The sequence below is a fragment of the Emticicia sp. CRIBPO genome (genome assembly GCF_009905725.1).
Classification (GTDB): domain Bacteria; phylum Bacteroidota; class Bacteroidia; order Cytophagales; family Spirosomataceae; genus Leadbetterella.
Window position 1 is genome coordinate 301,784 of the sequence record NZ_JAAAKV010000003.1, and the last position, 22,163, is coordinate 323,946.

Genomic DNA, 22,163 nt, shown 5'->3' on the forward strand with positions numbered 1-22,163 from the left:
AGTTACATAAAAAGCCTGTAAAATCCTATATTCTGTCCTTAAATGTTTCGTAACCAAAGCTTTTCAAAAGCTCAAAGCTCTCATCTTCACGCCATACCCCGATAGATGGCAGCCCAACCCCGTTGAAAGTGGTGGTTTTGACCATGGTATAATGGATCATGTCGTCGAAAATCAAGGTATCTCCGATCTGAAGCGGCTTTTCAAAAGAATAATCACCAAGGTAGTCCCCGGCCAGACAGGTCATACCTCCCAGTCTGTATGTCGGTTTTCCCGCTACGGCATCCGTAGCCCCCCATACTTTTGGTTTGTAGGGCATTTCAAGGGTATCCGGCATGTGGGCCGCAAAAGATACATCAAGGATGGCCACATCAACACCCTGGGCATCTACGATGTCCAGCACTTTTGAGGACAGGTAGCCTGTCTGCCAGGCGATGGCAGAGCCCGGCTCCATGATGATATCCAGGTTGTAGGTTTCTTTTAATCTTTTTACCTGTGCGATCAGGTGGTCGTGATCGTATCCGGCCCTGGTCATCAGGTGTCCGCCACCCATGTTGAGCCATTTGACCTGGTGCAGCAGATCTCCGAATTTTTCTTCGACATGCACCAGTGTGCGTTCCAGTACAAATGAGTCGTTTTCACACATCGTATGAAAATGGAGGCCTTCAACGCCTTCAGGCAGCGTATCTCCCAAAGCTTCACGGGTGATGCCCAGTCTTGATCCGACAATGCACGGATTATACATGTCGGTCTCTACTTCAGCATATTGTGGGTTGACCCTCAGGCCTATGGAGATCTTTCTTTCGTAGCTTTCTGTCTGTTTTCTGAATTGATTCAGTTGGGAAAGCGAATTGAAAGTAATATGAGAACTGTAACTCAAAAGCTCATCGAATTCTTCCGGTTTGTAAGCCGGGGCGTAAGTGTGGGCAAAACACTTCATTTCTTCAAAAATCAGCCTGGCTTCATTTAATGAACTGGCGGTAGCACCCGAAAGGTATTTTTTTACCAACGGAAAAGTGCTGTACATCGAAAAACCTTTCAAAGCGAGAATGATTTCTGCTCCTGACCTGGTTTGTACGTCGTTCAGTAGTGTCAGATTTCTTTTTAATAGTTTTTCCTCCAGAACATAACAAGGAGAAGGTATTTGTGAGAAGTCGATTGCCATATGTTTTTGAAAATTTGTGCAAAGTTAGTAAAAAGCTGAAATGGAATCATGAAATAAATGTAAATCCCGCCAAGGGGCTCCTTCACTTCAAAGTAACGCTATTAGAGAATTCCCCGTTACCGGATTTAAAGCTAGCAACTTATATAAAAAAGAAACGCCCGGAGGCGTCTCTTTCTTCTTAATATTCGTGAGGTAACTCAATGTCTACTTTTTCGTTCCATGGCAGGCCGTGGATGTTGAGAAGCTCCATGAATGGATCCGGATTAAGCTCTTCCACATTGTAGACGCCCGGTTTTTTCCATTCAGGATTGGTCAGCATCAGCATGGCACCAATCATAGCCGGCACACCTGTGGTATAAGAAACCGCCTGTGAGCGGACCTCTTTGTAGGCCTCAGCATGATCGCAGTTGTTCCAGACATAATAAGTCCTGTCTTTTCCGTCTTTGATTCCTTTGATCTGGCATCCGATAGAGGTCTGTCCGGTATAATTCTCACCCAATGACTCAGGCGGAGGCAATACGGCTTTCAAAAACTCAAGAGGAACCACATCCATACCCTGGAATTTAATAGGGGCGATGCTGGTCATTCCCACATTTTCAAGCACCTGCAGGTGAGTGATGTAGGCTTGCCCGAAAGTCATCCAGAACCTGGCTCTTTTCAGGGTCGGGAAGTTCTTAACCAGCGATTCCAGTTCTTCATGATAAAGGACATAAGACTCTTTTGGGCCGATATTCGGGTAGTCTATCGGTTTATGGATAGACATGGCCGGGATTTCAACCCACTCGCCGTTCTCCCAGTATCTGCCGGGCTGGGTAATTTCCCTGATATTGATTTCCGGGTTAAAATTGGTTGCAAAAGCTTTACCATGATCTCCGGCATTGCAATCAATGATATCCAGGTAGTGCATTTCGTCAAAATAGTGCTTGTTGGCATAAGCGGTATAAACCTGGGTGACACCCGGGTCAAAACCACAACCCAGCAAAGCCATCAGGCCGGCTTCCTTGAACCTCTCCTGGTAAGCCCATTGCCAGCTGTATTCAAACTTCGCTACATCTTTGGGTTCGTAGTTGGCGGTGTCCAGGTAATGTACGCCTGTTTCAAGACAAGCGTCCATAATGGTCAGGTCCTGGTAAGGCAGGGCCACATTGATGATCATTTCCGGACCGAAGCTTTTGATGAGGGCAACCAGCTCGGGCACATTGTCGGCATCGACTTTAGCTGTCTGGATGTCGACATTATGCATCTCCTTTATATCTGCAGCGATTTTATCACATTTAGATTGTGTGCGACTGGCCAGCATGATTCCGGTGAAAACTCCGGAGTTCAGGGCACATTTGTGGGCAACGACCGTTCCGACACCTCCGGCACCAATAATTAAAACCTTTGACATTAATATGAATGATAATTTGATTGAGTGGCAAAATTAATAAATAGATACTAATCTGCGGTATTAATTTTGGATAACCTCGTAAAATTACATTTTTGCTACCTTTCGTTTTATTGTATTAATAAATTTTCATTAAAAATGGAAAATAATTTTGAAATAATTATTAAATGGTGTTATTTTTGTTCTATAAGCGTTATAAACAAAATTAAAAATGGTAAAGTTGAGCAAAGGTATAATTCAAAATTTTGAGATTATACTGTTTTTCCTGGTAGCGATCGTCATCATCCTCTCTTTATAAATTCTACACCTCATCAAGGTTCAGGGGCAGTTTACGTATCCTCTTACCTGTTAAAGCAAATATAGCGTTTCCTAGTGCAGGAGCAATAGGAGGTAGGCCGGGTTCGCCGACGCCGCCGGGTTTTTCCTCGTTTATTACCGCATAGGTTTCTATTTCAGGCATCTCATTGTTCCTGAGTATCAGGTAGTCATGGAAGTTGCTCTGGACACATGTCTCGTTCTCGAAGGTGATACCGCCTTTGATGGCCGCAGATAATCCCATCACTATATTCCCTTCCGTTTGGGCTTTTACATTGTCAGGGTTGACAAACATACCGCAGTCAATCACCGAAATGACTTTGTCTATTTTTACGGACTGGTCTTTTTTGGAAACAAATACACAGGCGGCTGAAATGGAGTCAAAGGACCTGAAAATGGCCAGCCCTTTCGCTTTGCCTTCGGGTAACTTTTCATTCCAATTGCTTTTTTCAGCCAGCATCTGGAGCACACCTTTAAATCTCGGGGCATCTCTGAGCAGGTCCAGTCTGAAAGCCAGCGGGTTTTTTCCTGCCTGATGAGCCATTTCGTCAATGAAACATTCCTGGCCCCAGCCGAAATTGGACGCATACACAGATCTCCACCAGACGATGGGGATGGTCGTTTTTACCCTTGAATAAGACATTTTATGAACAGGAAAGCCATATTTGTGGTTTTCCTGGCTCAGTTCTTCACCCAGCCACGGATCGGCCTGGGTAGGCTGCAGTCCCTGGAAAACCTGGCCGAGGATAGATTCTCCGACGGCCTGATGGTGTAATGCCTGAGGGCTTCCGTTCTTTCCGAGTACACCCTGCATTTTGCTCAGCATAGCCGGGCGGTAAGGCCCTTGGGAGATATCATCTTCCCTTGACCAGATCAGTTTGACCGGTTTATTAATTTTTTTGGAAATATCACAGGCTTCCAGTACAAAATCAAGATAAGCCTTACGGCCGAAAGCTCCTCCGAGAAGGGTTACATTGACTTTGATTTTATCGGCAGGTATGTTCAGGTATCCTGAAACTTCTGCCAGAGTGCCGTCCGGTCCTTGAACAGGGGCCCAGATTTCGACGCTGCCGTCTTCTTTGACATGAACCGTGGCGTTTTCAGGTTCTATCGGGGCGTGAGCCAGGAAAGGTGTTTCGTAAATGGCCTCCAGTTTCTTTTCGCCGGCATGGTAAACCGCATCAAAATCTCCTTTTTCTTCGTGGTTGATGCCCGGTTTTTTAGCCTCTTCGTACATTTTCGCAAAGTAATCTGCTGAATTCTGATTCAGGGTGCTTGTGCCGGCTTTCCATTCTACTTTGAGGGCTTTGGCTCCTTTCAAGGCTGCCCAGTAATTGGAGGCTACCACAGCGACCGCTTCAGACCTGGTATGCGGCATCGCCCTTTCGGATTTCATCACCTGTAAAACGCCTTTTACTTTCTTCGCTTCGGTGTCATCAATGCTGACGATGGTCTCATGGATTTTAGGAGAATGCACCATTTTGGCGTACACCATCCCCGGAATTTCCACATCAATGCCATAAACGGCCTTGCCGCTCACCCTGTCCGGTACATCCAGACGGGCGTTGTATTTTCCAAGGATTTTGAAATCTTTGGGGTCTTTGAGCTTCGGATTTTTCGGGATCTCGAAGGTCGCGGCCAGATCGGCCAGTTGTCCGTAGCCCAGGCTTTTACCTGAGGGCTTGTGTATGATTTTTCCGGCTTCTGCATAACATTCTGATGCCGGAGCTTTCCAGGTTTCAGCAGCGGCTTTGATCAGCAGTTCACGGGCAGCGGCTCCTGCTTTCCTGAGGGGCATCCACAGTCCTCTGACCGAACTGCTTCCTCCCGACAGCTGGCTGCCGTATTTACTGCGTCCGTCAGACTGGATGATCGTTACCTGGTCAAGGCTTACTTCCAGTTCTTCTGCCAGAAGCGAAGGCACTGCCTGGGTTGAACCCTGTCCCATATCGGGGCGGCTGTTTACCAGGGTGATTTTTCCGGTGTTATCTATGATGATGAACGGGTTGATCTCAAGAGAGAAGAACGCCGGTTTTACTTTGACGAGTGAAGAGGTTTTTGAGAAACCGTCAATGCCGATGCCTAAGCCGATACCGGCCAGACCGAGGCTTTTGAGGAAGTCTCTCCTTTGTATATTATTGCTCATGATTCCGTGTTTAATAGTTTAATTTCAGGCTTTCAGGTTTTTCGCAGCCTTTTTGATGGCTTTGTTGATACGCTCATAGGTACCGCAACGGCATAAATTGCCGCTCATAAATCCTTTGATGTCTTCATCTGAAGGCTCAGGATTGGTTTTCAGTAATGCCAATGCCGACATGATCTGTCCCGACTGGCAATAACCGCACTGGGGAACCTGTTCTTCTATCCAGGCCTGCTGGATAATGTGAAGCGTTCCGGCCTCACTGATGCCTTCAATGGTGGTTATCTCAGCCTTTTTGGAGATTGTAGAAACAGGGATCTGGCAGGACCTTACGGCCTGACCGTCCATGTGTACGGTACATGCCCCGCATTGGGCCATGCCACAGCCAAACTTGGTGCCTTTCAAACCGGCTACGTCCCTGATGACCCAAAGCAGGGGCATATCGGGTTCGGCATCGATTTTTGTCTTCTTTTTGTTAATATTAAGGGTGTATGCTGCCATGATGATGATTAAACTTTACCAAAAATACGAATTTTGGACAATTACTCTCTAAATTTGGAATTTATTTTAAACTGACTCATGAGGATTGATTTACGAAGTGACACGGTCACAAAACCCACTGCCGGGATGCTTGAAGCTATGATGGCAGCCACTGTAGGAGACGATGTTTTTGGAGATGATCCTGCGGTCAATCAACTTGAGGAAAAAGCCGCACGGCTCTTCGGCATGGAATCGGCCCTTTTTTGTGCTTCGGGCACGATGACCAACCAGCTGGCCATTAAAGTACATACTTTTCCGGGCAGTGAAGTGATTTGTGACGAATTGTCACATATCTATTTGTATGAAGGCGGAGGAGTGGCTTCGAATTCGTTTTCTTCCGTGAAACTTCTGTCCGGTGACCGGGGGCGTATCAATGCTGCCCAGGTGAAGGACGCCATTAATAATCCGGAAGACATTCATTTGCCGGTAAGTTCCATGGTTTCTGTTGAAAATACGATGAACAAAGGAGGCGGGGCTTTTTATAACTTCAGTGATTTTGATGACATTAAAGAGGTTTGTCAGCAAAACGGCCTGGTTTTTCACCTTGATGGGGCCAGGTTGTTTAATGCCTTGGTTGAAACAGGCGAAACTCCCCTGCAATATGGGAAAACCTTTGATTCCATATCAATCTGCCTTTCCAAAGGACTGGGATGTCCTGTGGGGTCGTTATTGCTGGGTACTCACGAGATGATCAGGAAAGCCAGGAGATTCAGGAAATCGATGGGCGGAGGCTGGCGTCAGGCCGGATTTCTGGCTGCTGCGGGCATCTATGCCCTGGATCATCACGTCGAGAGATTGAAACAAGACCACGAAAGAGCAAAGGTGATCGGAAAGGAGCTGTCCGGGAAAAGCTACATCAGAAATGTCTATCCGATTGACACTAATATTATAATTTTTGAGCCTGTACAAACGATTTCACCTAATGAGTTCGTTTCAGTAATGAAATCGCACAACGTCCACATGGTCACTTTTGGCAAAAACCTTGTCAGAATGGTTACTCATCTGGATTTTGATGATGATCAGCTGACACATTTGACACAGGTTTTAAAACAAGCTTTTTGATGAAATTAAAGGTTTTTTCGTTTCTGATGCCCGCTTTATTGGGGTATACTTTGTGTTTTTCTCAAAACAAGGAAATACATAATGACGCTATCAAAGTCAACCTGGCTGCTGCAGCCACTAAAATCTACTCTGTACAACTTGAAAAAGGACTTTCAAAACACCTGAGCTTTACGCTGACCGGGTTTTACAGACAGAAATCCGGATTTCTGTTCTCAGAGCAGATGGACAGGCTGGCCAAAAGCCGGGGGCTGGGTCTTACAGGCGTTGATTTTGAATATATTTTTATAGACCAGGCCCAGATTGGGGTGAAGGGTTTTTCGCCCGAGCTTCGTTATTATATCGGCAACAAACCTTCCCGTTTTTTTGTCTCGGTTTTCGGGCAAATGGAAAATTTTGACATGACGGTTCCTGCTTCACTGAAAGCAAAGATTCGCGGTGACGAGTTTGAATTTAAGGCTCCCGTGGACTTCAACATCAAAACAATGTCAGGCGGAATATTGATCGGACGGCAGTTCAGATGGAACAGGTTTGGCGTTGATTTTGTGATCATTGGCCCTCATATCGGGAAAGCCAGGGATGTGAAAGCAGAAGCCATCAGCTCGCTTTTGGGTGAACTGACCGAAGATGAAAAAGCCTATCTAAGGCAAAGTGTGATTGAACGTTTTAAACTGGACCAGAGCCTTTACGGGGTTTCTGTAGGTGATGAACAGGCAGATATAAAATCAGTTAAAAAAGTGCCTTACTTCGGTTTGAGAGGGCTTGGACTGAATTTGTTTTATTATTTCTGATCTCGTCTTATTGAATTTAACTGTATAGAGCAACATATGAAGAGATTCACACCCGAGTGTGAATCTCTTTTTTATTCAGACCTTCCGTCATTTCGGATAATTGGCGTGGGCTTTTACTTTGCGGATTTGCCGCAGGTGCCTGTCCACATGGCCCCACTGGTAGATCAGCACCTGGTGCATGTTCCTTGGGTTAGGGGTGTTCGTCAGTTCGTAATGGGCTCTGAGGTCGTTTTTCGTGGTTTCTATCAAATCTATGGCTATCGCCCGGCCCCGCAGGAAGAAAGTGAGGTTGTCTTTTCCTTTGATGTAGCCTGTGGGCCTTGTGTTCAGGGAGGAATTGTGAGGGGCGTCTTCCATGATGAATTCATGGTAATAGCTGTCGGGTCTGCTGGTTTTTCCCAGTTCGGGAGTGGGTTTGTTGCTGAAACCCATAACCACTTCCCTCCACCAGATGACTTCCCATAATGCCAGGTGTTCTACCACTTCACCGATGGACCAGCGGTCTGGTGATTCCCTGAAGGACCATTGTTCGGGACTCAGGTTTTCAGTTTCTTTGACCAGCTCATCCCTGGTCCGTTTCAGGTTGTCAAGGGTGTACTTCCGGTCTTCTTCTGTCCAGAGTTTTTCCTGTGCCCCGGCAGAAATGCTGAATACAAAACAGATACAAAGACTCAAAAACGATATTTTTTTCATTTTGATTTATTTTAAGAATCCTTCCCAGGCGTTTTCCGGAAGGGTTACTCCGGTTTCAGCCCGTTTGGATCCGGGTTTGAAAAAGGCAAAAGGTTTCCTGTCGCAGCTGGATATCTGTGAAGGGAGTTTCTGTTAAAATACGAGGAGAAAATCAGAAGAGCCCGATGGCTCAGGACAGCTGTTTTATAAAGTTTGTAAGATCCCAGTCTATCGTCAGATCAGTGATTTCGTCCGAATCGTTAAACCGGAAAACAAAAATATGATCGCTTTCAAAACGCAGGCCTTTAGACGGCAGGCCCATGAACTCACTGGCCTGGGTGCCAAAAATAGAGACCTTGCAGGTGATTTCGTCACCATCGGTGCTGAGCATGTCTATTGTGTTGTCAAGGTCAGGGAAACAGCTGATCAGAAGGGTCCAGACATCTCTGCCGAATACCCTGAGTAAACCTTTTCCGTCCTCGCCGAGCGGCTTAAACCAGACAGTGGCCTGAGGTGTGGCCAGGTGGATCATTCTTTCAATTTCAAGGTCCTGGTAGGCGGAGAAAAATTCAATGCATGTTCCTTTTCTGACGGGATCTTTGAGGGTGTTTTTCTTTAAAGTTTCCATTTTTTAATATTTTTAAATTGAATGAGGATTGTTAAATCCCGATAGACAAAACTAGAAAGAAGGAAGGACCCTCCATTGTAAAAAAACGACTTTTATCTCAGGTAGTTGGCCAGTTCGGTGTTGCTTTTAACATATACTGAAGGCACTTCATCCATAAATTCGGTAAATTCCCTGATAAAATGAGACTGGTCGTAATAACCGTATTGCAGAACCAGGTCATGCCAGTCTTCTATTTTCCAGTTTTTCCTGGCCATTAGTGCACACAGATTGCTGATTCTGCTGATTCTCGCAAAATACTTCGGACTGACGCCGACTTTTCTGAGAAACTGACGCTGAAATTGTCTCCTGCAAATGAACAGGTCGTCCTGCAGTTCTTTCAGGGAAATCACTCCTTTTTTCTCGAAAATAAGATTGGATACAAAGTCATTTTTATCAAAGGGCGACTTGTTCTGGCTGACTTTTCGCAGGAGAAATTGTTCTACACAATCCACTTTCATCTGAATTGTGCCGCTCTCAAGTATCCTTTCATAGAGCTCTGAGCCCTCTCTGCCTAAAACCTGGCTGATTTCAACCCGCTCGTCGGTTATTTCAAACATGGGAATACCGAAAAGGGTGTTCAGGGCGGAGGGTTTGAACACGACCCCGATCATGCCCAGCTTACCGCCGATCTGCAACTGATAGCGTCTGGTGGATTGTCCGGAAATGAAGGCTGCAGGGGTGAATTGAGATTTGTATTTATTGTTGATGATTCTGTGGGCAGTGCCATAATTGAAGACCATGGATGTGTACCCGGTCGGAGGAGATTCAATGAGGATGTCAGAGCTGAGCATAACGTCAGATTCCCAGATGTAAAAACATTCTACATAAGAAGTCAACAAAGGTGACGGGGTAATCTTCCTGTAAATCATGATGCTTCAGTTCTGATCAAAAACGGTTTCATGTCAGGGCTTATTTCAGGATAGGACGGGAGGCGTCAATCTGAAACGGGCAGCCTGCTCATGTTAAAAGTAGTCGTTTTTAGTCTGATAAACAATGGTTTAGCAGGACAGTTGGTGTGGAAATTTATTAAACGGTTCTCAGGAACGGATGTGCTGGATCAGGAATGCTCCCTGATCCAATCCAGGGTGTAATCAAACACCTGCTGTTTTTCAGGCTCATTGTGGATTTCGTGATAGAAACCTTCCCATGTTTTGAATGTCACATCGCCAGACAGCTGCGAGGCGAATTCCTTGCTGGTTTCGTAATGGGTCAGCTGGTCTTCAGATCCGTGCATGATCAGCAGCGGTACAGTAGCCTGGTGTGCGTTGGCCAGCAGCCATTCACCCCATTCGATAATGCCCAGGCCGACAACACCCGAAACCTGGTTATGGACCAAAGGATCTGATTTGTATTTTTCGATGACTTCCGCGTCATGAGAAAGGTTATTAAGGTCAAGCGAGTTCGGTTGTGTCAGTGAGGGGGCGATCATCCTTCCGATACGGCCGATGGCCAGTAATAGTTTTGAAGGACTGAAACCCGGACGCACCGCCGGGGCGGAAGCAATAACGCCGCTGATAACGGGTTTGTGTCTGAATAAATAGTTCAGGACGAGGTTGCCTCCCATGCTGTGACCATACAGAAAAACAGGTTTGCCCGGGGCTTCATCTTTTGCAATTTTTAGTAAATCGCTGATCTGATCCATATAGGATTCCATTGAATCGGCATGACCATGTTTTCCTTCTGTTTGTCCGTGACCGTAAGTGTCCACGGCAACTATTCCCAGGCCATGACGACCGAAATATTCTGCCATGTGACCATAACGCCCGCTGTGTTCACCCAAGCCATGCACCAGGGCGATCATACCTGACCATGGTGGTTCAGGAATCCATTTCTGATAAAAGATTTTCCTGTTTTTTGAATCTGTCCGGGTAAATGACGAATGGGTCATAGGAATAAGGTTTGAATGTTGGCTTTGACAGGGTTGAGTGCTAAAGTAACAAATTTATTCTTCATAATAATATCCGAAAATAATGCCCATTTCATCTTCTGTCGTCAGACCGAAATTAACGGTTTTGTCTGTCTGGTTATTATAGGTGATCCTGGAGGTGAGGCCTTCCCCTTTTCTGAGCGAAATGTAAGGACTGTAGTTGATTTTGGCGGGGTGTTCCCAATCGGTGGAGGTATAGACCACTTCTCCGTTTCTCGCTCCGCCTTTGACCAGAATTTCAAACTTTTCACCCATTTTGTGGGTATGTGAGAACAACATGACGATTTTCACGTCCTTGTTGAAACTGAAATCCTTTGAAATGATGGTTTTTTGTTTCGGCAGGATAGTCAGGTTTTTGTTTCCAAGATCCAGCACTTTCAGAGCATGAACCACATTTTCTTTCTTGGTGCTGAATAAATTAACGTATATCTCTCCCAACAGCGGGCTGATGCCTTTATTGAAATAATGGGAGTTCATATCAAAAGTGGTATTGGCGGGTAGTTCAACAGCTGTGCCTTCCGGAAAAGTGTAATCCATGTTGGCTTCACTGCCTCCGAAATTGAACACATGGTTGCTCATCTGCAATGCCGTGGCCAGGCTGATGGTTTTGTCGGGGTTGCGGAGGTCACGGATGGTGTTCAGCGGGGCCAGGTTGTTCTGGTCTCTGAAACCGTAAAGAATAAAATGGTGACTGCCGGGCCGCATCCTCAGCTGTATCCTGTTGATGTAAACCGTTTCGGTATTACCCAAAGGTTTTCTTACGAAAAATTCACGCTCAAAATCAGGAGCTACTTCAAAAGGCTCGAGTCTCATCTGGAAGCCGCTTCCTTCGGCGGGGGGAGTCAAGGCTGCAAAAGGCGTTACGACAGAGGGCGTTTTGTCATCGAGTAAGCCGGCATCCGCTACGTTTTCTTTTTCAGGAGCCCCGGCTTCAATCCATCGCCTGATGAACTCGACCTGTCCGACCGTAAGCGGACTTTTCCCTAAGGGCATGGCAATGCCGTAGCTTTTGGCGGCATGGTGACTATCGTCATAGTTCAGTTTATGATACAAAAGGCTTCCAAGTGAGTTGAAGGCTTTTACCAGTTTCAAACCGTCCTGTTTTGCATTCGCGTTTTTCGGATCAACCCCGAAAAGATTCTGATAGGCTTTGCCTTTGGCCAGTATTAAGCCATGCTGTGAAAAAGTGGCGTCATTTGCCGACAAATGACAACCGGATACGGCACAGCTTGTCGTCAGAATTTTATCCTGGATCAAACCGAAACTGGATTCGTCTGCTAAGACTTCCTTTTTCGAACAGGAATTCAGGAGCCCTGCAGACAGCAAGGCCGCTATACAAAGACGTGAAAAAGAAGAGTACTTCATAGCCTGTTGATTATGGTCCGCTTTAAACGTAATTTTTACAAAAAGGTCACTTTTTCAAAGGTAAGGGTTTATTTTACTTTTTTCCCTTCCATCTGCCTGCCCCCCTGGTACAGGATCAGTTTTTCGGTTTTCCCTGCAGCATCTTTAAAAAACTCCACTTTGGCGTCCACTACTTTCAGAAAGAACTTCGTCGGAGATTCGGCAAACAATTCGTTTTTCCCCTGGCCTGTGGCTTGCCCGAAGAGCCGTGAGCCCTCACTGGTAATGGTCAGAACAAACCCGGGAGCGAGCTCGTAACCGCCGGCGTAAGTTTTTAATACTTCTTCCTCTACCTTTATTTCAGCAGGAGCGGCTGTGCTCTCGTTCGTCAGATTCCATACCGTTTGTGAGCCACGGTCAGTGGAAATGACCTTGTTCACTTTTCCTTTATCATCATATCTGAACTCCAGTTTTGTAAAAGCATCATCAAAAAAGAACTTATCTTTTTCATAAGCCTTGATCCGGAACTTAGGGTTTCCTGCTCTCTGGGAATACAGTTTTTTATCTTCAAAAGTGATGGTCCTTTTTGCCCCTTCTTCATTGACAAAAACACCTTCATAACCTTTCAGAACAGATTCAGATACGCTGATTTCCTTATTTTCATAGGGTTTTCCGATAGCGGCTGCTGCGATTCTGATGGAAACATCGTCGGGCGAAACGCCCGTAGAATTGGAGAATACGGCTACAAAAACATCTTCCTGTGGCAGATAAATACCATTGGTCAGAAAACCGTTGATACCGCCACCGTGTTCAATGGTCGGGCTTCCCTGGATGTCGCTTAAAGACCAGCCGTAGCCATAGCTGGTATCTTTCCCATCCACCAGTCTGTATTTTTTAAAGGCTTGCTGAAGGGTTTCTTTTTTGACCAGTTTGTAGGCATGAACGGCCTTATTCCATTTGAAAAGGTCTTCAACGGTAGACATGATCGAACCGGCCGCATAAGGCAGTTTCATGCTCAGAAAAGCGGAGTTATTGACACCGTTTTCGCCCGGGTCATATCCGGAAGCACGGTTTCTGATGATCCTGTCATTGTCTCCGTAATAAGAGTTCGTCATGCCCAAGGGCTTGAAAAATACTTCTTCCAGATATTCGGGATAGGTTTTCCCTGAAACCTTTTCGATGATATACCCCAGTAAAAAATAGCCTGAGTTGTTGTATTTCCACTTTGTTCCCGGGGTGAATTCCATCGGCTGATCTTTGAAAACATTGATGAGCTCCTGCGGTTCCATGTCTTTACGCATCAGGTCCATAAACTCCTTCATGCCGGTATAGCTTTTAATGCCTGAAGTGTGGGTCAGTAAATGCTCAATGGTGATTTTATGGCCCTGGGTAGGGTAGTCCGGCAGAAATTTGGTGATTTCGTCCTGAAGAGACAGTTTTCCCTGCTCCATGAGTTGCAGAATAGCTACCGCCGTAAACTGCTTGGTGATGGAGCCGATCCTGAAAACATGGTCCGTTTTCATGGGGATGTCCAGTTCAATGTTGGCTTTACCTAAGGCTTTTTTATAAATGATCTGGCCGTTTTTAGCGACCAGGGCAGTGGCTCCTGACGGTGCTTTTCCGAATTTTTCATCAAGCAGCTGATCGAATTTTACGGACTCCTTGCTTTGGGCAAACAACAATTGTGAATAAAACAGGAGAATAAACAAGTAAGGGATTTTTTTCATGGGCTTGGTTTTAAGGTTATTGATGTGATTCAATAAGGAATATAATCAATTTCCTGGAAATCAGTGACTTCATTTTTCCAGAATTGCTCTACAAAATATACATGGTCAGGGTGGCTGGAATAGCCATCGTATAGCTCCTGGTTGTCGAATTCCATGGAAATACCAAAATCGAAAGGGCTTTTCGGGCTGGTTTGTCTCAGTATCTCGAAGTTTTTAACCCCCGGAATGGCTTCCAGTTTCCTGACTTCGTCAAAAAACTGTTGTTCTTCCTGTGAGCCAAGGGTATGTTTAAGTTTTAAAATGACGGAATGGCGTATCATCGTTTAATCGTTTTTTTATCAAACCTACTCTATTTTAGTGTCAAAATCAATGCCTTCCCGCTTTTAATCAGATGTATTTTCACCGGTAATCTTCGAATTTTAAAATTAATCCGGCCAGGTTTTATGAAAATTTCAGATTATTTGTATTTTCGAAAACTAAAACACCTGAGCCCGTGGAAAATATACTAAAAATCATCAACGCAATTCTGATCATCTTCGCAGTTTATATGGGACTCAGACAAGGCTGGGCCATGGCTTCGGGAAAACCTGAAATGCTCACTATGTTCGGCAAATGGGACATACAGAAAAACGGAGTGATGGTGTTGGGTGGCCTTACCATTTCAGGGGCTGTCCTGACACTTATACCACAGACATTTTTATGGGGCAACTTCATCACCGCCTGTGGTATACTTTTTATCATGGCATTGCATCTGACCCACAAAGACTTAAAAGGGGTGGCCGTTGAACTGCCTTTTTTGTTTTTGTCTCTTGTGATCATTTACCTGCAGCATCCTTTGACCAGACAGTCCTGATTGTATACTTATTTTAATCCTGAATTATGCATCACAATTTACTGCTGATACTGTTTTTACTTTTTATTGTTTTCATGCTCATCATGATAGGGCAGAAAATCAAGGTTTCTTATCCTATTTTGCTGGTTCTGGCAGGTTTGGCAATCGGTTTTACCCCCGGCATGCCGCTTGTCAGTATTGATCCGGAGCTGATCTTCCTTATTTTCCTGCCGCCACTTTTGTACGAAGCGGCCTGGTTTACTTCCTGGGGTGATTTCTGGGAATGGAGACGCCCGATTGGTATGCTGGCGTTCGGCCTGGTGATTATCACTTCACTGGTGGTGGCATTTGTATCGGTTCAGCTGATTCCCGGCTTTACAATGGCCCTTGGCTTTTTACTGGGAGGGATCATTTCTCCGCCCGATGCTGTGGCGGCTACTTCGGTTTTGAAGAATGTCAAAGTACCTAAAAGGGTAGTGACCATTCTGGAAGGGGAGAGCCTGGTCAATGATGCTTCCAGTCTGATCGTCTTCCGGTTTGCCCTGGCGGCGGTTATCACAGGTCAGTTTTCATTGCAGGCTGCTGTTTCGGATTTTTTCGTAGTGTCTGCCATGGGTATTGTCATCGGCCTGGTGGTGGCCCATATTGTTTATGTCATTCACCGGTTTTTCCCGACCACCTCCAATATTGATACGGCCCTGACGCTGATGACGCCGTATTTTATGTACATGGCCGCTGAGCAATTTCATTTTTCAGGAGTTATGGCGGTGGTGAGCGGAGGTTTGTTTTTGTCATACCGGTCGCATGAAATACTGACCAGCGGCTCAACACGGCTGCAGGCCTACGGAGTCTGGTCTACTACCATATTTGTATTGAACGGACTGGTGTTTATCCTGATCGGACTTGAACTTCCGGTGATTGTGGCGGACCTCGGCGGATATTCTGTCGGAGAGGCCATCGGTTACGGACTGATCATCAGCCTCGTGGCCATTGTGGTCAGGATGTTGTGGGTGTTCCCGATTGCCTATGTGCCGAAATGGTTCGGACAGGTAGTGAGAATGGACCATAAAAATCCTACCTGGAAAGCCCCGACAGTGGTGGGCTGGGCCGGTATGCGTGGCGTGGTTTCACTGGCTTCTGCTTTGTCTGTCCCTGTATTACTGAATAACGGACAGCCCTTTCCTCATCGTAACCTTATTCTCGTTATTACCTTTATAGTGATCCTGGTTACACTGGTTTTTCAGGGTTTAACGCTTCCGTTCCTGATCAAATGGCTTGGCATTGTCGAGATTGATGATGTTATTCCCGAAGAAGAACAGGAGGCCGGGATTCAACTGAAACTGAAAAAAGCGGCTTTAGCGAGACTTACAGAACACTATGCCGGTGAAATTGAAGAAAATGAGCTGGTAAGGTTTCTTAAAAAGGACCTGGAAGATGATATTTCAAGCACGAGTCAGTGGCTGGAGTCACTGGAGTGTGAAGACAAAGACAAACAGGAACTTGAGGTTTATAACCGGGTACTGGCCGATCTGTACCAGGTAAAAAGAAAGGAATTGTTCAGACTGAAGAAATCAAAAGAGTTTTCGGATGAAGAGATCCGTAAACAGGAGGCTTACCTCGATCTTGACGAAGCCAAAAACACTCAAACCCAACATTAAGCATGAATACCGGAAATCATTATAAACTGAGTGAGTTCCTGATCTGGACAAGACGGGACATTTACACGCTGATCGTACTGGCGTTGATCCCCACGGTGCTTTACCAGGTTCTGGATATCAAATGGCTGGCTATTCCGTGGGTGCCTATTGCCCTGATCGGTACCGCCGCTGCCTTTATTGTCGGATTTAAGAACACACAAACGTACAACCGGCTGTGGGAAGCCCGCCAGATATGGGGAGCGATTGTTAACCTCAGCAGGTCCTGGGGCATTATGTCAAGGGATTTTACGGCAGGAAGCCTGCCGGATAAGGAGGCGGCAGAGATTCACAGACAGCTGATCTACAGACACTGTGCCTGGCTGACAGCCCTCAGGTATCAGCTCCGCGAACCTCGCAGCTGGGAGAATCTTGAGAAAAGCTATTTCAAAGAATACAGGAAGTTTTATACCGTAGCCGAAAGAGACGGCAAGCTGGAAGAAGAACTCAGAAAGTTTCTGACCGCTGAAGAAGCTGATTATGTACTCAGCAAAAAGAACAGGGCAGTTCAGATCATGGCGTTGCAATCCGGACACCTCAAAAGCCTGAAAGAGCACGGTTATGTGGAGTTACTGAATTATGTGGAGCTGGAGAATATCCTGGTAGCCCTCATTGCCGAGCAGGGCAAAAGCGAAAGGATCAAGAATTTTCCTTATCCGAGACAATTTGCCAGCATCAATCTCTTTTTTATCTGGCTTTTTGTGATCATGCTGCCGTTTGGAATGCTCAACGAGTTTCAGAAGCTGGGAGACCACTTTGTCTGGCTTACCATTCCGTTCAGTGTCGTGGTTTCATGGGTGTTCACCTCGATGGAGAAAGTGGGGGAGAGCACCGAAAATCCGTTTGAGGGCGGTGCCAATGACGTCCCCATTACCTCTATGAGCAGGACCATCGAAATAGACCTCCGTGAAATGCTGGATGAAAAAGACCTTCCTCCGGCCATTACCCCCAGCCACAATATCCTGATGTAAAACTTAAATGATAAAATCATGAATCCAATTGAAACTGTAAGAAAATTTTACCCGAATGCCGAAACCACCATTGATACCGTCAACAAATTCCTGGATGTGGTAGAGCATCTCCTGGGCTATAAAACCCACCAGCTGATGCATGCCGACTCCATGTGTTGTGATGATGTCAATTCTATCCAATACCCTCCCAGGGCTTATGAAATGCTCGGTCCTTTCAGCATGGGTGGTCTGAACGGCTTTCCTTTTGCCGGGATAACCGGTATGAACGCCTTCGCCCACCATGTGCCTGAAGACGGTGCCGTCGTGGTTTTTTATGCTCCTCACATCGGCATTACCCATGATGGAAAAATAGGGGAGATCAGCCGGATAGGGCAATCGGCCAATTCTGCCTGCTGCGGTGCGGCCAGGGGGGCTCTGGCTAAATTGCTGGCCAATGAGATCGTGGAGGGCCACATGTCAGACATGGACTACCAGATGAATACCATTGAGCAGATATTTCTGAGGCAGGCTGACAGGATCATCCGGGCCGAAAACCAGGTGTTTGAAGCTACTGAAGTGATGTATGAGGCGATTGACGAAAGAATACAGGAACTGGTAGCAAAGACCAGCTATCCCTGCAGGCATGTGATCCTGATCGGAGGTATTTTTATCAACGGAGATAAGGATATGGGTTCATTCTGTTCCTACAAACGGTTTGAGTACCTGGATCTGCAGACCAACGAAAGAACGAGCATGATGAAGGAATTCTATGAACATCAACCCGTCTGAAACGGAATCATTCTTTCAGATTGGCGGTTTTATTTATTTCCGATCTTACCGAATTAAAATATGTCTAATATCAATCTTATTATAGAAGAAAGGCCGCACAACATCGGCAATTTCATGGTGGGGCGTCTCCTGCCTTTCAGAGGCAAAAGAATGGTGGGGCCGTTCATTTTTATTGACCATATGGGCCCTGCTCAAATGAATGACCACCAGAACATTGATGTGGCTCCGCATCCGCATATCGGTTTGTCGACCCTTACTTTTCTTTTTGAGGGCAACATGATGCACAAGGATACTCTGGGCACTTCGGTGGAAATCAAACCCGGACAGGTCAACTGGATGACCGCCGGAAAAGGCATTGTGCATTCTGAAAGGACCCCTGAGTATCTCAGACACTCAGAAAAAATGCTTCACGGCCTTCAGATCTGGATTGCCCTGCCTAAGGACCTTGAACAGATGGAGCCTTCGTTTTTTCATGCTGATGAAGAAGAAATTCCTGCCTGGGAAGAAGAGGGTATTGCGTATAAACTCATTGCGGGAACTGTCCTCGGACATACTTCGCCTGTACCCGTCTATAGTCCTTTATACCTGCTTGAACTGAAAAGTACAGGGCAGCAGACCGTAAAGCTGGGAGATCACCTTTTCGGGGAATCGGCTTTGTATATCCTTGAAGGGGGGATTGAAAGTGAAGGGGCTGTTTTTGAGCCTAAAAGAATACTGGTGGCGAAAGACAGTACCTTGTGTGAATTTACCATGCTGGCCAATACCACCATTTACATTTTCGGAGGGGAGCCTTTTCCTGAGGAGCGGTTGATTTTCTGGAACTTTGTAGCTACCAGCCGCGAACTGATCGAAGATGCCAAGACCAAATGGCTGGAACAGACTTTCCCGAAAATTGAAGGTGAAACTGATTTTGTGCCGTTACCACCGCCTGTTTTACCTCAGAAATAACTTATTTCCTGACGTACTTCCAGTTCCTGATTTTGCCTTCAGCCATCCATTCGATGGCCTGAAGAAGCCTCTTTTTGCGGGTATCTTGTGATTTGGCTTCGGTTATCCAGTCGACGTAATCCTTCTTGTTGGAATAGCTGAAATTTGAGAAAGTGGCTGCTGCCTCTTCATTCCGGGCCAGTTCTTCTGTCAGATCATCGGGAATGACCAATGTTCTGGAGGCTGCGGGTACCGATGTTTTAGGCTTTTCAGTTTTAAGGGTGCTGTTGGTTTCCATCGCATGCCTGATATACCGGGAGAGGATCTCCGGAGAGGGGAGGTCTTCTATGGCCGTAATTCTTCCCAGGTGTCCCATTGATGTCTTGCCTACGTCTTCCAGGATATTTTCGGGATCATTCATGTCTTTGGCATTCCAGAACCCAAACGAGCAATGGGCCTTGAATGCCGCCATGCTGCACAGGATCTTTTTATTATACTCAAAATGCGGGAATCCCCATTTGATGGTTTCTGTCACTTCAGGGCAATTGGCGTGCACCAGCTCTCTCAGGTATTCCAGTATGGGTTTGGCAAATGGTGCAGCTTTCAGGATATAGGCGTCTATGCCGGGGTGTTTCATTGGTGATTCAGGTTTTTTCAGAGACATTCAGATTAACTTTAGTTTCGTTATCCAGATACGCTATCTGCATAACGAAAAGTATACCGGCCGGAAAAGCGGAGAACAGGAACGGGGAGTGATTAATGTGAAGTACTCGTTCTCAATAACTCAAGACTCCTGCTAAAGTCAGTCCGGCTTACGATTCCGATACACTCATCCTTCAAAAAAATACTGACTTCTTCTCCTTGTTTCAGAAGACGCAGCCGTCCTTTGAAAGCCTGGGATTCATCCATACTGAGAAAATCCAGCAGCTTTTTCCCTGATTCTCTTCTGCAGGCCTGTTCATCGTCCTGATCAAGAATGACCAGCCTGATCTTTTTTCCTTCCTTTTCGAAAGCAAAAGTATAATTTTTAGTCAGTCGATGATGCAGCATTATTTTTCAGCTTAGATTGAAAATCAAGTAAATCTTTCTTTGCAATGTAAATTTGGTTAAAAATCAGGTAACGATAAATATTTATACATTCAAATAATTTCGAAGTGGCGTCATTATCATAGTTTTCATCTTCAAAATAGACCCGTTCTTTGGAAAGATAATCGTTTAAAGTACTTTTTACAGTATCATTTATCGAATAAGACATGTCTGCGTCAAGCATTTTTCTGATTTCTTTCTTTAAATCCTCTTCCGGAGTTTTCATATCGGTAATCCCTTCCTCGATTTTTGAAAAAGAGGTAGTAACACTCATAAAATGGGTGTGATCCATAATATTGGAATAAACCTGATATTTCCTTTCAAGGTCTGCATTCAGGTCTTTTAGGTCCTGATACTTTGAGAGCAATTCCCTTGACAAAGATTGCTGCTCAGACAGGTGATAGAAGTATATAAAGATATCTTCATCAAGTTTTCTGACAGTCTCTTTGATGCCAGTTAATTCTTTTTCAAGTCGTGAAATGAGGTTTCCGGCCTCTCCTGCGTTGTATTTAACTCCATCGTAATCAAAGGTTTTGATTTTATATTCACCGGACTGTATTTGCCTGAGAACGGAAACATCTCTTTCCAACGAAATTTCAGTAGCAGACAAATCTGTATTTTCATCACTGAAGAGTTCTCTGGCATCTTTTTTATGATCAGATATATTACTGATGATTTCTTCCAGATTCAGGTCAGGAATATCTTTGTTGTCATAATAACCATTGTAAACAGGCTCAAAACCGTTTTCTCTGAATTGCCGGACAAAATCCTGTTCGAATATTTCGTGGTTGTCATAAGTTACTTTTTCCGTGTAATCGACATTTTGAAATAACTTTTCAGTAATCAGAGCCTGGATATATTCGATATTTTGAAACAATACTGAGGCCGGTCTTGTATCCGGATGGCGTTCGGGAATATTCAGTCTTTCAAGCTCTTTTACCCGGTCGTCAGTCCCCGGGTGTGAGGCCCACTGGTTTTTGATGACCAATTTTGATTTATCAAACTTGCCGAGAATGTCCGAAGTCACCTGCGGCAGGTCATGCTGGAGGGGGAGATTATTTTCTTTGGCGAGAAAATTCAATACAAGTTTCTGATGACTGAAAATGTTTTTTGTAATTACCGATTCACTGATTTTACCGTTATAATAGTTAATTACTTCGTTGTAGGAATGATCAGCGATATCAAGTCTCAGGAGCGATGTAACTAAAGGCTTTGATCCCGCCACGCAAGCAGCTACTTCGTCGGCGTGAAACTCCATTTCCCTTGATAATGCCATATAGCTTATATTGACTATTTCATAAACCTTCTGGAGAATTTTTTGAATGCCCTTGAGAATCTTCATGGCAAGGCCGATAAAAAAATTGAAATAACTGTTGATGCCGGCCCATTTTCCCGCCAGGTTTTCAAAAGAGTCGTTGTCATACAGCATATTATGAATCACCATGTTGACATTGTAAACATAACTGCCGACTTTCATGGTACGCTGTGAAAAGTGCCCGAATTCGTGAGCAAGAATAGCTTTGAATTCGCTAACAGTGGTGACATTGACCAGCCCCAATCCGATCTGAAGGTTTTTCCTTATCGGGAAAAACATACTCCAGAAACTGGAATCATAAAAAACCGAAGCATTAACCTCAGGCGACAAATAAATTTTTTTCGGAAAGTCAGTCTTTACTTCCTTTACGATAGATTCAATGAATCCGAAAAGTTCAGGCTGTTCTTCCCGATTGATTTCAGTCAGATGAGAAATATCGTTGGTATGTCTTTTAAAAATGAATTTGATCAGAAATATTATAATCAAAAGCCCCATGCTGATCAGGCCGGCTCCGATCATTAATGTTATGCCGGTCACCTTTGCCGCGATAATTACACCTCCTGCAAAACCGAAAAGACCTGTAAGCAGAATTGCAGCAGTAACAAGCAATAAATAGGTAAGTATGAAAAAAATAATTGCCCCAATGGCTTTAAAAGTCATTTTTTTGAAATTTTCTGAAATTGCAGCAGTTCTTTGTTCCATACATTAATGATTATTTTGGCTCTAAAATAAAATCAAAATTTTAATATACGAAGAGTCAGGCATTTTTTATTCATGAATATTGGGGGTTAACAGGGATTCTAATTTGTCCATGTATATTTTAACAAAAATAGCCGGGT

Annotated in this window: 21 protein-coding genes; 7 read left to right on the forward strand and 14 right to left on the reverse strand. The window is 45.0% G+C overall.

Annotated features, from left to right (window positions below):
• Window positions 1-25: 25 nt before the first annotated feature.
• The 4 genes from nspC to GVN16_RS08155 all read right to left on the reverse strand — a co-directional run bounded on the left by nspC (window position 26) and on the right by GVN16_RS08155 (window position 5,505).
• Window positions 26-1,162 (reverse strand): carboxynorspermidine decarboxylase, encoded by a 1,137-nt coding sequence (gene nspC, locus GVN16_RS08140; protein ID WP_166563367.1) that lies wholly within the window; start codon window positions 1,160-1,162, stop codon window positions 26-28.
• 178 nt (window positions 1,163-1,340) lie between these two features.
• Complete coding sequence (locus GVN16_RS08145) at window positions 1,341-2,552, reverse strand: saccharopine dehydrogenase family protein (RefSeq protein ID WP_166563368.1); 1,212 nt, start codon at window positions 2,550-2,552, stop codon at window positions 1,341-1,343.
• A 298-nt stretch (window positions 2,553-2,850) separates the two neighbouring features.
• Complete coding sequence (locus GVN16_RS08150; protein ID WP_166563369.1) at window positions 2,851-5,010, reverse strand: molybdopterin cofactor-binding domain-containing protein; 2,160 nt, start codon at window positions 5,008-5,010, stop codon at window positions 2,851-2,853.
• A gap of 24 nt (window positions 5,011-5,034) precedes the next feature.
• Window positions 5,035-5,505 carry a (2Fe-2S)-binding protein gene (locus GVN16_RS08155; protein ID WP_166563370.1) on the reverse strand — a complete coding sequence of 157 codons (471 nt, stop codon included), beginning with the start codon at window positions 5,503-5,505 and terminating at the stop codon, window positions 5,035-5,037.
• A gap of 78 nt (window positions 5,506-5,583) precedes the next feature.
• Between GVN16_RS08155 and GVN16_RS08160 the strand changes: the two genes are divergently transcribed.
• Window positions 5,584-6,606, forward strand: coding sequence for a low specificity L-threonine aldolase (locus tag GVN16_RS08160; RefSeq protein WP_166563371.1), 1,023 nt, complete (start codon window positions 5,584-5,586; stop codon window positions 6,604-6,606).
• Window positions 6,606-7,394 (forward strand): DUF3575 domain-containing protein, encoded by a 789-nt coding sequence (locus GVN16_RS08165; RefSeq protein ID WP_166563372.1) that lies wholly within the window; start codon window positions 6,606-6,608, stop codon window positions 7,392-7,394. The genes GVN16_RS08160 and GVN16_RS08165 overlap by 1 nt, the downstream gene beginning before the upstream one ends.
• A gap of 87 nt (window positions 7,395-7,481) precedes the next feature.
• On the opposite strand, the gene GVN16_RS08170 is transcribed toward GVN16_RS08165, so the two are convergent.
• From GVN16_RS08170 to GVN16_RS08200, 7 genes are all read right to left on the reverse strand, one after another.
• Window positions 7,482-8,087, reverse strand: coding sequence for a DinB family protein (locus GVN16_RS08170; protein ID WP_166563373.1), 606 nt, complete (start codon window positions 8,085-8,087; stop codon window positions 7,482-7,484).
• Window positions 8,088-8,256: 169 nt separating this feature from the next.
• Window positions 8,257-8,694 (reverse strand): ester cyclase, encoded by a 438-nt coding sequence (locus GVN16_RS08175; protein ID WP_166563374.1) that lies wholly within the window; start codon window positions 8,692-8,694, stop codon window positions 8,257-8,259.
• Between the two features lie 92 nt (window positions 8,695-8,786).
• Window positions 8,787-9,602, reverse strand: a complete 816-nt coding sequence (locus GVN16_RS08180; RefSeq protein ID WP_166563375.1) for a DUF6597 domain-containing transcriptional factor — start codon at window positions 9,600-9,602, stop codon at window positions 8,787-8,789.
• A 188-nt stretch (window positions 9,603-9,790) separates the two neighbouring features.
• On the reverse strand, window positions 9,791-10,621 hold the full coding sequence (locus GVN16_RS08185; protein ID WP_166563376.1) for an alpha/beta hydrolase: 831 nt from the start codon (window positions 10,619-10,621) through the stop codon (window positions 9,791-9,793).
• A 54-nt stretch (window positions 10,622-10,675) separates the two neighbouring features.
• Complete coding sequence (locus GVN16_RS08190) at window positions 10,676-12,025, reverse strand: hypothetical protein (RefSeq protein ID WP_166563377.1); 1,350 nt, start codon at window positions 12,023-12,025, stop codon at window positions 10,676-10,678.
• A gap of 68 nt (window positions 12,026-12,093) precedes the next feature.
• On the reverse strand, window positions 12,094-13,731 hold the full coding sequence (locus tag GVN16_RS08195) for a serine hydrolase (RefSeq protein WP_166563378.1): 1,638 nt from the start codon (window positions 13,729-13,731) through the stop codon (window positions 12,094-12,096).
• A gap of 29 nt (window positions 13,732-13,760) precedes the next feature.
• Window positions 13,761-14,051: a Dabb family protein gene (locus tag GVN16_RS08200; RefSeq protein ID WP_166563379.1), complete on the reverse strand. Its 291-nt coding sequence runs from the start codon at window positions 14,049-14,051 to the stop codon at window positions 13,761-13,763.
• A 173-nt stretch (window positions 14,052-14,224) separates the two neighbouring features.
• On the opposite strand from GVN16_RS08200, the gene GVN16_RS08205 reads away from it, so the two are divergent.
• Genes GVN16_RS08205 through GVN16_RS08225 form a run of 5 tightly spaced genes read left to right on the forward strand, consistent with a single transcriptional unit; the run spans window position 14,225 to window position 18,944 of the window.
• Window positions 14,225-14,584, forward strand: a complete 360-nt coding sequence (locus GVN16_RS08205; RefSeq protein WP_310587421.1) for a DoxX family protein — start codon at window positions 14,225-14,227, stop codon at window positions 14,582-14,584.
• 26 nt (window positions 14,585-14,610) lie between these two features.
• A complete protein-coding gene (locus GVN16_RS08210; protein ID WP_166563380.1) occupies window positions 14,611-16,221 on the forward strand; it encodes a Na+/H+ antiporter in 1,611 nt (536 codons plus the stop codon).
• Window positions 16,222-16,223: 2 nt separating this feature from the next.
• A complete protein-coding gene (locus tag GVN16_RS08215; protein WP_166563381.1) occupies window positions 16,224-17,228 on the forward strand; it encodes a bestrophin family protein in 1,005 nt (334 codons plus the stop codon).
• A gap of 18 nt (window positions 17,229-17,246) precedes the next feature.
• The gene (locus tag GVN16_RS08220) at window positions 17,247-17,996 is read left to right on the forward strand and encodes a hypothetical protein (protein WP_166563382.1); all 750 of its coding nucleotides are present in this window, start codon (window positions 17,247-17,249) and stop codon (window positions 17,994-17,996) included.
• A 60-nt stretch (window positions 17,997-18,056) separates the two neighbouring features.
• A complete protein-coding gene (locus GVN16_RS08225) occupies window positions 18,057-18,944 on the forward strand; it encodes a pirin family protein (protein WP_166563383.1) in 888 nt (295 codons plus the stop codon).
• 1 nt (window position 18,945) lies between these two features.
• Here GVN16_RS08225 and GVN16_RS08230 read toward each other — a convergent pair whose 3' ends face one another.
• The 3 genes from GVN16_RS08230 to GVN16_RS08240 all read right to left on the reverse strand — a co-directional run bounded on the left by GVN16_RS08230 (window position 18,946) and on the right by GVN16_RS08240 (window position 22,026).
• Entirely contained in the window at window positions 18,946-19,587 is a 642-nt protein-coding gene (locus GVN16_RS08230; protein WP_229244097.1) for a YdeI family protein, read from the reverse strand.
• 92 nt (window positions 19,588-19,679) lie between these two features.
• Complete coding sequence (locus GVN16_RS08235) at window positions 19,680-19,973, reverse strand: hypothetical protein (protein WP_166563384.1); 294 nt, start codon at window positions 19,971-19,973, stop codon at window positions 19,680-19,682.
• Window positions 19,951-22,026 (reverse strand): M48 family metallopeptidase, encoded by a 2,076-nt coding sequence (locus GVN16_RS08240; RefSeq protein ID WP_166563385.1) that lies wholly within the window; start codon window positions 22,024-22,026, stop codon window positions 19,951-19,953. The genes GVN16_RS08235 and GVN16_RS08240 overlap by 23 nt, the downstream gene beginning before the upstream one ends.
• Window positions 22,027-22,163 lie beyond the last annotated feature (137 nt).

Bases quoted from the DNA above. Each gene is read 5' to 3' on its own strand.
- GVN16_RS08145 (WP_166563368.1), bottom strand. From the start codon at position 2,552: ATGTCAAAGGTTTTAATTATTGGTGCCGGAGGTGTCGGAACGGTCGTT.
- GVN16_RS08215 (WP_166563381.1), top strand. From the start codon at position 16,224: ATGAATACCGGAAATCATTATAAACTGAGTGAGTTCCTGATCTGGACA.
- GVN16_RS08180 (WP_166563375.1), bottom strand. From the start codon at position 9,602: ATGATTTACAGGAAGATTACCCCGTCACCTTTGTTGACTTCTTATGTA.
- GVN16_RS08210 (WP_166563380.1), top strand. From the start codon at position 14,611: ATGCATCACAATTTACTGCTGATACTGTTTTTACTTTTTATTGTTTTC.
- GVN16_RS08195 (WP_166563378.1), bottom strand. From the start codon at position 13,731: ATGAAAAAAATCCCTTACTTGTTTATTCTCCTGTTTTATTCACAATTG.
- GVN16_RS08235 (WP_166563384.1), bottom strand. From the start codon at position 19,973: ATGCTGCATCATCGACTGACTAAAAATTATACTTTTGCTTTCGAAAAG.
- GVN16_RS08160 (WP_166563371.1), top strand. From the start codon at position 5,584: ATGAGGATTGATTTACGAAGTGACACGGTCACAAAACCCACTGCCGGG.
- GVN16_RS08240 (WP_166563385.1), bottom strand. From the start codon at position 22,026: ATGGAACAAAGAACTGCTGCAATTTCAGAAAATTTCAAAAAAATGACT.
- GVN16_RS08225 (WP_166563383.1), top strand. From the start codon at position 18,057: ATGTCTAATATCAATCTTATTATAGAAGAAAGGCCGCACAACATCGGC.
- GVN16_RS08170 (WP_166563373.1), bottom strand. From the start codon at position 8,087: ATGAAAAAAATATCGTTTTTGAGTCTTTGTATCTGTTTTGTATTCAGC.
- GVN16_RS08190 (WP_166563377.1), bottom strand. From the start codon at position 12,025: ATGAAGTACTCTTCTTTTTCACGTCTTTGTATAGCGGCCTTGCTGTCT.
- GVN16_RS08185 (WP_166563376.1), bottom strand. From the start codon at position 10,621: ATGACCCATTCGTCATTTACCCGGACAGATTCAAAAAACAGGAAAATC.
- GVN16_RS08155 (WP_166563370.1), bottom strand. From the start codon at position 5,505: ATGGCAGCATACACCCTTAATATTAACAAAAAGAAGACAAAAATCGAT.
- GVN16_RS08200 (WP_166563379.1), bottom strand. From the start codon at position 14,051: ATGATACGCCATTCCGTCATTTTAAAACTTAAACATACCCTTGGCTCA.
- GVN16_RS08230 (WP_229244097.1), bottom strand. From the start codon at position 19,587: ATGTCTCTGAAAAAACCTGAATCACCAATGAAACACCCCGGCATAGAC.
- GVN16_RS08165 (WP_166563372.1), top strand. From the start codon at position 6,606: ATGAAATTAAAGGTTTTTTCGTTTCTGATGCCCGCTTTATTGGGGTAT.
- nspC (WP_166563367.1), bottom strand. From the start codon at position 1,162: ATGGCAATCGACTTCTCACAAATACCTTCTCCTTGTTATGTTCTGGAG.
- GVN16_RS08150 (WP_166563369.1), bottom strand. From the start codon at position 5,010: ATGAGCAATAATATACAAAGGAGAGACTTCCTCAAAAGCCTCGGTCTG.
- GVN16_RS08220 (WP_166563382.1), top strand. From the start codon at position 17,247: ATGAATCCAATTGAAACTGTAAGAAAATTTTACCCGAATGCCGAAACC.
- GVN16_RS08175 (WP_166563374.1), bottom strand. From the start codon at position 8,694: ATGGAAACTTTAAAGAAAAACACCCTCAAAGATCCCGTCAGAAAAGGA.